The 8,493-nt window shown below is 70.5% G+C and carries 6 protein-coding genes and 3 pseudogenes; 3 read left to right on the forward strand and 6 right to left on the reverse strand.

Annotated elements, in window-relative coordinates; all coding sequences use genetic code 11:
- Positions 1-82: 82 nt before the first annotated feature.
- Both AB8Z75_RS26125 and AB8Z75_RS26130 read right to left on the reverse strand, forming a co-directional pair.
- Positions 83-421 (reverse strand): annotated as a pseudogene (locus AB8Z75_RS26125) (IS5 family transposase); the annotation flags it as partial.
- A 779-nt stretch (positions 422-1,200) separates the two neighbouring features.
- Entirely contained in the window at positions 1,201-3,900 is a 2,700-nt protein-coding gene (locus tag AB8Z75_RS26130) for an AAA family ATPase (protein ID WP_369206077.1), read from the reverse strand.
- A gap of 457 nt (positions 3,901-4,357) precedes the next feature.
- On the opposite strand from AB8Z75_RS26130, the gene AB8Z75_RS26135 reads away from it, so the two are divergent.
- The gene (locus tag AB8Z75_RS26135; protein WP_369206079.1) at positions 4,358-4,522 is read left to right on the forward strand and encodes a hypothetical protein; all 165 of its coding nucleotides are present in this window, start codon (positions 4,358-4,360) and stop codon (positions 4,520-4,522) included.
- Between the two features lie 184 nt (positions 4,523-4,706).
- Here AB8Z75_RS26135 and AB8Z75_RS26140 read toward each other — a convergent pair whose 3' ends face one another.
- From AB8Z75_RS26140 to AB8Z75_RS26150, 3 genes and pseudogenes are all read right to left on the reverse strand, one after another.
- Positions 4,707-5,027 (reverse strand): hypothetical protein, encoded by a 321-nt coding sequence (locus tag AB8Z75_RS26140; RefSeq protein ID WP_369206081.1) that lies wholly within the window; start codon positions 5,025-5,027, stop codon positions 4,707-4,709.
- A 314-nt stretch (positions 5,028-5,341) separates the two neighbouring features.
- On the reverse strand, positions 5,342-5,497 hold the full coding sequence (locus AB8Z75_RS26145; RefSeq protein WP_369206083.1) for a hypothetical protein: 156 nt from the start codon (positions 5,495-5,497) through the stop codon (positions 5,342-5,344).
- Positions 5,498-5,501: 4 nt separating this feature from the next.
- Positions 5,502-5,811, reverse strand: a pseudogene (locus AB8Z75_RS26150) (IS982 family transposase); the annotation flags it as partial.
- Between the two features lie 269 nt (positions 5,812-6,080).
- On the opposite strand from AB8Z75_RS26150, the gene AB8Z75_RS26155 reads away from it, so the two are divergent.
- Positions 6,081-6,242, forward strand: a complete 162-nt coding sequence (locus AB8Z75_RS26155) for a hypothetical protein (protein WP_369206085.1) — start codon at positions 6,081-6,083, stop codon at positions 6,240-6,242.
- Entirely contained in the window at positions 6,239-7,870 is a 1,632-nt protein-coding gene (locus tag AB8Z75_RS26160; protein ID WP_369206087.1) for a glycosyltransferase, read from the forward strand. The genes AB8Z75_RS26155 and AB8Z75_RS26160 overlap by 4 nt, the downstream gene beginning before the upstream one ends.
- 14 nt (positions 7,871-7,884) lie before the next feature.
- On the opposite strand, the pseudogene AB8Z75_RS26165 reads toward AB8Z75_RS26160, so the two are convergent.
- Positions 7,885-8,080: pseudogene (locus tag AB8Z75_RS26165) on the reverse strand (transposase); the annotation flags it as partial.
- Between the last annotated feature and the right edge of the window lie 413 nt (positions 8,081-8,493).

The raw sequence follows: 8,493 nt of genomic DNA on the forward strand, positions 1-8,493 counted from the left end.
CCATCGGCTTCCCCACGCGCACCGCCGCCTTTTGCGGGAAGTCCCGCGGTGGCCGGTGCCGTGCGCATCAGCACGCGGCAGGCGCACGGCAGGTGGTGGAATCGACGTTGACCGCCCACTCCTTCTCCAGGCCCCGCTCCCGCGTGCCGTCGGGATCGACGGCATCGGCCTCGATCTGCAGCGTGGCCAGGATCCGCTGCCATGTCCCGTCCGCCGACCAGCGGCGGTGCCGCTCATAGACCGTCTGCCAGGGGCCGTACCGCTCGGGCAGGTCAGGCCAGGGCACACCCGTGCGGGCACGGAACAGCACCCCGTTGATCACCCTCCGGTGATCGGCCCACTGCCCACCTGGCCTGCCATTGACCGGCAATAACGGCTCGATCTTCTGCCACTGCGCATCACTCAGCTCATGCCGTCGCACCATGCAGGACACCTGCCCCGCACCACACCGATCCACCACCAAGAGCCATCAGAAACGGCCTAGCGCCGCGCGGATCGGGGCATCTGGGACCTTGCCCTCTTTGAGGCGGGTCGGGCGGTCTGGCTGCTCGGCACCCGGCTGGCGCCGCCCGGCGCGGGCACAGCGGCGCTGCGCGAGGTGCTGGTCAAGACGGTGGTGCAGTTGTGCTCGCTCCCCGGACAACGGCAGCCGGCCCATGTCCTAGAGATCACCTACCTGAGCGGCCCGCACAGCCAGCAGGTCGCAGGCAGCAGAGCGGCCCGTTCTTCAGCACCTGCTGCCGTCGGCTCCCCTCCGCGCTGCCCGCGCTGATGGCAGCGGCGGAACTGCTGCGTACGAGCGAGCTGAACGGCCACGAGCCGCGAGAAGCCGCGGTCAGAGCCGCTGGAGCTGGGCGAGCAGGCAGAGTATCGGCGCTCAGCCACTACTCGGTGAACGGGCGTGCTCCATGCGCAGGGCGTCCATGCCGGCCCAGGCGACCTGGACCGGTTCCAGCCGTGGACACCGCCCCAGGCCGCGGCCTGGCGTGCTCGCACGTCGGTTTGCCCGTCGGCGGTCGACCGGACGAAACGGGCCGTTGCACGTCTCGGTGCTCTTCTCCTCGTGCGGACGGACCGCGGTCTGCGGTGCCGGACGGCCGGTCCCGGCGGAACGACGATGTCAGGGCAGGGGACTTCGCCGCTTCGGTGACACCCACCCAAGCGGGCGCCTACGCAGTCCGAGGACGTCACCCGGTTTCGTCACAGCGGCATCCGGCGGAGTTGCCGGCGGGAGGTGATACCGAGCTTGCGGTACACGTTGCGCAGGTGGGTGTCGATGGTGCGGGGGCTGAGGAAGAGCAGGGCGCCCACTTCCTTGGACGTCGCCCCGGCGGCGACCTGCTGCACGACCAGCCGCTCTTTGGCCGTGAGTTGGTCCAGGTTGCCGCCGCGTGCGTGGGTCTGCGCCCCGGCGGCGCGCAGAGCCCGGGCTGCACGGGCGGCGAAACCGCGGGCGCCCATGGAAGCCAGCAGGTCGTGGGCCACGCGCAGTTCGACGCGGGCTTCGGCGTGCCGGTTCTCGCTCCTCAGCCACTCGCCGTATGTCAACCGGGCTCGCGCGTACGGCAACCGGGCGCGGGTCGGCGCCAGGTGGTCGATGGCCTGCTGGTAGAGCGGTTCGCGGTCCTCGTCTTCGCCCTGGCCGAGGAGGGCACGCGCCTGGAGCCAGTCGGCGAGGGCCCAGGGGGTGGGGTTGGCGGCGGCGAGTGCTTCCAGGTGGCGCATGGCCGTGGCTGCCTCTTGGACACGGCCGGTACGGGCTGCCGCTTCGACCAGTTCCCTGGAGACGGCCCACAGACCGTAGGTGCCGGCCTGGAGTCCGCTCTGGATTTCCAGGGCGGACTCCAGCGCCGCTTCATGGTCGCCGAGCCCGTTGTGCAGGACGGTCCAGGCATGCTGCTCGCCGACGCTCTCGACCAGCCGCCTGCCCTCGCCCGCCGTCCGGCACAGCTTGCGGAAGTGGTCGGCGTCGCCGCAGAAGGCGGTGTGAACGAGTTCGGCTCCCAGCAGTGGCACGGTGCCGGCGGCCTCATCGATCGCGCGTGCCTCGGCGAGGAGGGCGCCGGTCTCCTCCAGCCGCCCGACGGTGATCCACGCGATGGCTTGGTAGCGCAGCGCCTGCGGCAGTATCGCCAGGGCCCGTTGCCGCCGTGCCCCCTCCACGTTGCGGTCTGCCATCTGCACCAGACCTTCGGCATCGCGCAGGTCGATGAACAGCTGGCTGCCCAGGATGAGCTGCCACGAGCCTGCCGAACCGGAGACGGCCGCAGCCCGGCAGGCGTCGGCAGCGCCGCGCATCCCAGGCACCGCCTCGGGGACGGGCAGCATGAACTGGTCAAGCAGTGCGTCCAGCAGCAGATCGGCCGGCTGGGAGCTGTCGGGCCGGGGCGCCCGCTCGCGCATCCTGGTGCCCAGATCCCGCAGCAGAGCGGGATCGTTCTCGTTGAACATGATCGAGGCGAACACTTCCAGACAGGTCTCCCTGGCCTGTTCGGGAGCGAACTCGGTGACGATGTCGACGAGTGCGGCGGTTGCCTGCGGACTGCGCGACAGCTGGTAGTCGACCCGCGCGCGCAGCAGTCGCGCCTGCGTGTAAGCGGGCTCTTCCAGGAGACGCAGCTCTGCCCGGTCGACGAGTGCGCGGGCCGCGGCCGGAGTGCCGGCACGCAGCCTCAGCTGTGCCGCCGCCAGCAGCCGCCGTGCCTGCCCCTCGGAGGCGGGAGTCAACTGACCGGCCCGTTCCATGAACGCCGCGGCGGCGGCGAATCCGCCGCGCGACCGCGCGCGGTCTGCCGACCTCTCCAGCTCCGCGGCGGCATCCTCGTCGGCGTCGAGGACAGCGTGCGCCCGGTGCCACGCCCGACGGTCGGCGTCCGACTCCGGCTCCGTGGCCTCGGCGAGCGCGCCGTGCACACGCCGGCGTACGCGAGGAGCGGCCAACCCGTACGCCGTCGAGCGTACGAGCGGATGGCGGAAGCGCAGCCGCGCGCCGAGGGTCAAGATCCCGGCATTCTCCGCAACGGCGAGGTCCGCGAGGTCCAGCCCCAGCAGCCCGGCCGCGTGCCGCAACAGGCGCGGATCCCCTACCGGATCTGCCGCCGCCAGCACCACCAGCTCCCGCACGGCGGCCGGAACCTGTTCGAGCCGGCGAGCGATGTGGGTCTCCAGCGAGGTGATCACGCCCGCGTGCCGATTCCGTGGGCCGGGCACCCCGAACGGGCCCGCGTCATGCGCGAACTCCACCAGGGCCAGCGGGTTTCCGCTCGCCTCGGCCAGGATCCTTTCGAACACCTCGGCGTCCAGCGCGGCATGCGGCGCGTTTGACGCGGCGCCCAGGAGAGTCCGCGCGTCCTCGTCACTCAGCCCTTCGAGGGGCAGCCGTGGCAGGTCCGACAGGCTCGGCACTGCGTCCACATTCCGCGCGGCGAAGATCATCGCGATCCGCTCGGCGTCCAGCCGCCGGGCTACGAAGCCGAGCACTCGACGCGAACCCTCGTCCAACCACTGCGCGTCGTCCACCACACAGCACACCGGGCGGCGCCGGGCCGCCTCGCGCAGCAACCCCAGGACCGCGAGCCCCACCGTCAACGGCCCGGGCGACGGACCGCGCCCGAGCCCGAACACCACTTCCAGCGCCTCCCGCTGCACCGGGGGCAGGCGATGAAGGTGTGCCAGGGCCGGCGAGCACAATTGGTGCAGGACCGCATGGAGCAGATCCTGCTCGAATTCGGTGCCGTCCGCCCGCAGCACCTCGAACCCCTCCAGCCCGCTCACCGCAGCTTCGACGAGCGTCGACTTACCGATCCCCAGCTCACCAGACAGGACGACGGCCCCGCCCCGCCCGGCAGCGGCGGCAGCCGTCAGGTGCTCGATCTCCCGCAGCTCCGGCTGTCGAGCCACGAACTCCATTGACATCGGCCTTTCACAATTGTGGTCCTGCCGTGGGTTCGACAGTAGACCTGCCGAGATCGCCGGACGTACAACCACAGTACGACTGCTGTGCCTCACCCCCGGTGGGGCCCCGCGGCGCGTGCTTGCCGCAGGGCCGGAGAGCCGGTGGGCCGTGGACTGGTGGGCCCGGTGGACTGCTGGGACCATGACGACGAGTGGCGGCTGAGCTGAGTGGCTGTTGTCAACCGGTTTGACTGGCACCTCGGGCAGTAGTGAGCGCGGATGCAGCGCTCCTGGAGGCGGAGATGGCCGCGGACAAGAAACTGGGCCGCCTCGCCCGCCACCGCACCGGAGTCCTCTGCGCACTCGGCTACGAGGCCGGGCGCGTACGCGGTTGGCGCCCGCTCGGCGGTCGGCGCCGAGCGCGACCGAGAGCTGTCTCATCGCCAACATCAAGGGCCGCAGCGTGACCCCGGGCCACGCCACCCACGTGGTCCGCAGCAAGACCGTCCAGGCGCAGACAGTGCTGGTGCTGGTGCTGGTGCTGGTGCTGGTCGAGGTGGAGGTGGACGTAGAGGTAGAGGTCGAGGTGGAGGAACGACGGCCTGGGGCCCGTCTTCTGCGGCAATGACTCGACCCCGGCGAAGTCCGTTCGCCCGGTCCGTCGACGACCGCTCGCTGCGGTCACGACGCCCGAGCGCGGATCCCCGCCGGGGTCGATCTATTCCGTTCTCACCGGACGCGTCCCGGCCGTTCGCTCAGCACAAGGGGATTCACAAGGGGAGTCCCGCGCTCAGAGCTTCGAACGGAACTGACTAACGTCCATAGATGGTGTAATTGTTCGGGAACTTCTCGCTGGGGTCGTGCACGCACTGGACCTCGGTGATACCCGAGTAGAACTCAGGCTTGTTGTATTCCATGCACGACTCATAAGAGTCGTAGAGCCCGCCGCCGAGGATCACCCATTTGCCGGCGACGGGATCAGCGGGGTCGCCCCAGTCGCTGGTGGAGGCGGAACCACCGGCGGAGCTGTGCGCCTGGTCGGCGGCGGTGGCCGCAGTGGCGGTCAGGGGAAGGGTGAGCGCTGCGGCGCCGACCGCAAGGCCGGCAGCGATACGCGTGCGCCACGACTTCATGGTGGTCTCCTTGGTCGTTGCTCACCTTCCGGGTTGGTCCTGCCCGGAAGGTGTTCGTGACTGACGCCGTCAACACTATGGGCGGGTACGACCGCCCCGGCCCGTCAGCCGCGATCTACGTAGCCCGTTGCGTAACGCCTTACGCAATTCCGCCCGTAGCCGCGGTCTGCGAGGAGCGCGTCGGGCCGGTGTCCGGGCCGGCCGGCGATGCTTGCTGCCCGGCCGTGCGCGGTCGACCGGGCTGGGGCCGCTTCTGGGCCGCGCCGAGCGCCCCGCACGGGGGAGAAGTCGATCTCCGCCCGCGACGAGTCTGGTTACTTCGCCGACCGCAGTTTCTGCCGCAACACCAGGCGTAGTTCGTCCCACACCGGTTCGTCCCACACACCGGCTTCGTCCCACACACCGCACACACCGGCTTCGTCCCACACACCGGCTTCGCCCCGCGCGGCCAGGCGTCGGCAGCACTTCATCCGGCTCGTCCTTGCAGCCTGGTCGGGCCAGGTGAGCCCCCAGCCGGCCGGCGATGAAGGACTCGAACTCCACGCCCGCAAATCCCTTGTCGGCGAGGATCACCTGCCCGGCCCGTACGAGGTGGTGGTCACGCTCCAGCACGGCGGGCCCCGCGTCGCTCGCCGAGCTTCGGTGGCCCGACCCCGGGTGACGGCATGCCCTCGGCAGTGGTGATCAGATTGCGGCGGAAGCCCCAGAAGAAGCACGAATGGCTGCGGCAGTAGCCGTATCCGGCATGCCCGGCCGGCTCGGAGCGTTTGACGGTCTCGCGGGAGGCCGCGCGTCACGAAGGTGCTGCGTTCGGACTGCCGCAGTGTGCGGAGCACGCGAAGAGGCAGGCCCGGTGCCGCCTGGGCTCTCGGGGGTCGAGAGCCAGGCTTGCGGATCGTGCGCGAGCCTGGCGCTGTCGGGCCGCGGCGCGGCGGCTTTCCCTTGCGTCGTTGGTGGCTTCTCCGGGGGCTTTGCGACGTCGCTCCGGGCTCTCACCTCTAAGTCGTCTTACCCTCATATGTGCCGAAAAGCTACTTCTGGGAGGTTGGGGCCATGCCGTACAGCTCACTCGCAGGCACCGGAGGAGTGCTCGCCATCACCGGGCTGGCCGCCGGACAGGTATGGCTGGCGGTGGTCAGCGCGGTGCTTGTGCTTACCGGCGCGGTGCTGGTCCGTACGACGTTCCGCCGCGGCAGAGGGCCAGTCTCCCGATGACAGAACGCGCCCTGGACGCGACGGCGCCCGACGGAAGGACCCCTGGCGAACCCGGCGCGGGCCCCTCAGCGCTGCGGCTGCGACCAGCGGCATCCGGACCAGCCCCCCTGGAATCCGGCATGCCGCCGGCGCCACCCGCAGCCACCGTCACGGTGGCCGACCCGGAGCGGGCGCTGGTCCGCCAGGCGGACGGCATCCACCGCACTGGCCCCGGGCAGCCGCCGCCGTCGGGCCGCTGGCCGGGCGTGCCCGACCTTCCGCACGCCTGGCACGCCCGGCCATGGTTCCTGCTCCTGCTGGGGGTCGTGCCGCTGACCGGGTTCGCCGCCTGGGGTGCCGCCCACGTGGTGGCCGTCGTGCGGGATGTGGGCGGGGAGGCCGCCGGGCTCATGACGGTGCCGTGGCTGGCCTCGTTCCTGCTGCTGTGGTGGGTCCCCCTCGCCTGGCTGGAGCGCCCCCGCTCACCCCGGCAGCAACAGGGGACGGACGTGGACGCCCTGACCGTCACCGTGCAGATCCCCGTCTACAACGAGGACCCGGCTGCCCTGCGGGCCTGCCTGCACTCGGTCCTGGTCCAGTCCCGCCCCGTGAACCGGGTACGCGTCGTCGACGACGGCTCCGTGCACTCCGACGGCACCCCCATGACGTACGACGACGTCCGCGGCGAACTCGAGCGGCGTGCCGCCGCCCGCGGCATCGAGGTGACCTGGGACCGCACCGCCAACCGCGGCAAACGCCACGCCCAGATGCACGTCCTGGCCCACGACGACGCCGACATCTTCGTCACCCTCGACAGCGACTCCGTCCTGGACCTCCACGCCGTCGCCGAGGGCATCAAACCCTTCACCGACCCCAAGGTGCAGTCCGTCGCCGGCCAGGTCATCGTCCTCAACCACGACGCCAACCTCCTCACCCGGCTCATCTGCCTGCTCTACCTGCCCTTCACCCGCGGGCTGCGCGCCGCCCAGTCCGTCCTCAGACGCGTCACCATCAACTCCGGCACCCTCGCCTTCTACCGGGCACCACTCGTGCGCCAGGCCGCCGGCGCCTACGAAAACGAACAGTTCCGCGACCGGCCCATGCAGATGAACGACGACTCCATGCTCACCTTCTACGCCCTCCTCGCCGGCGACACCGTCCATCAGCCCTCCGCACTGGTCTTCACCCTCGCCCCCCAACGCTGGCCCCACTACCTGCGCCAGCAGATGCGCTGGATGCGCGGCACCACCGTCCGCCACCTATGGTGGCTGCGCTACATGCCCCTCACCGGCATCGTCTTTTGGACCACCGTCGCCGAATACCTCCACATCGTCCTCGGCGCCGCCATCCCCCTCGCCCTGGCCCTCCACCCCGACTACCGCCACCACCTGGACACCGTCGCCGCACTCGGCGCCCTCATCACCCTCGTCATGAGCTATCTGATGGCGCTGCGCCTGTTCACCGTCGGCCGCACCGACATGCGCACCCACCAGACCCTGCTCCTCTTCGCCGCCGCACCCCTCGCCACCCTCTGGCGCGCCCTCTTCCTGCGCCCCCTGTACCTCTACGCCATGGCCACCTGCCACCGCATCAACCGCTGGGGCACCCGCAGCGACGTCGAAGTCAACCTCCAGACCACCCCACACTGACGCCACGCGTTGTTCCAGTCCCGCGGCCTTCGCCAGCAGGTCATCCCGGAGCCAAAGCCCAGCTCAGAGTGCAGCCGCTCCCACCGGATGCCGGTGCAGAGGACGAACTGGATGCCGCGCAGCACCTCACGGTCATCCAGCGCCTTCCGGCCCGGGTACCGATGCCCGCCGTGGCCGTACCGGCAGCAACGGCTCGGTCCGCGCCCACAACCCATCGTCAACCGAGCACGGTTGAAGGTCACGCTTCCTCACACCCAAGCGACCGAGCCACCCGGCCACAGGACACGGCCCAACTGCTTTCCGTCGAGAGCTCTCAATGGCGGGAGCCGCTCCGTGCCGTGGGAGCCCGAAGTGCTCCGCGAGTGTGCGGAGATGCTCCCGTGTGACGTTGCGCTTTCGGGCGGTTGCCAGCTCCCAGAGGTAGGTCGCTGAGAACGCTCGCCCAGTGGTGGAGCGGATCTCCTCGGCGATCGTGCTGTATGAGGGGCGCTTGCCACGGTAGTACGCCGTGATGGCGTCGATGAGGCGCTGGGCCAGTTGCGAGGTGTCCTCGAATCGGTCGTCGATGCCTGGCATTCCCTTCAGGAATGGGGGGGAGTTGGGACGTCTACTTGGGGTACGGG

Origin of the sequence: Streptomyces sp. PU-14G, assembly GCF_041028275.1 — a bacterium.
In the GTDB taxonomy this organism is placed as follows: domain Bacteria; phylum Actinomycetota; class Actinomycetes; order Streptomycetales; family Streptomycetaceae; genus Streptomyces.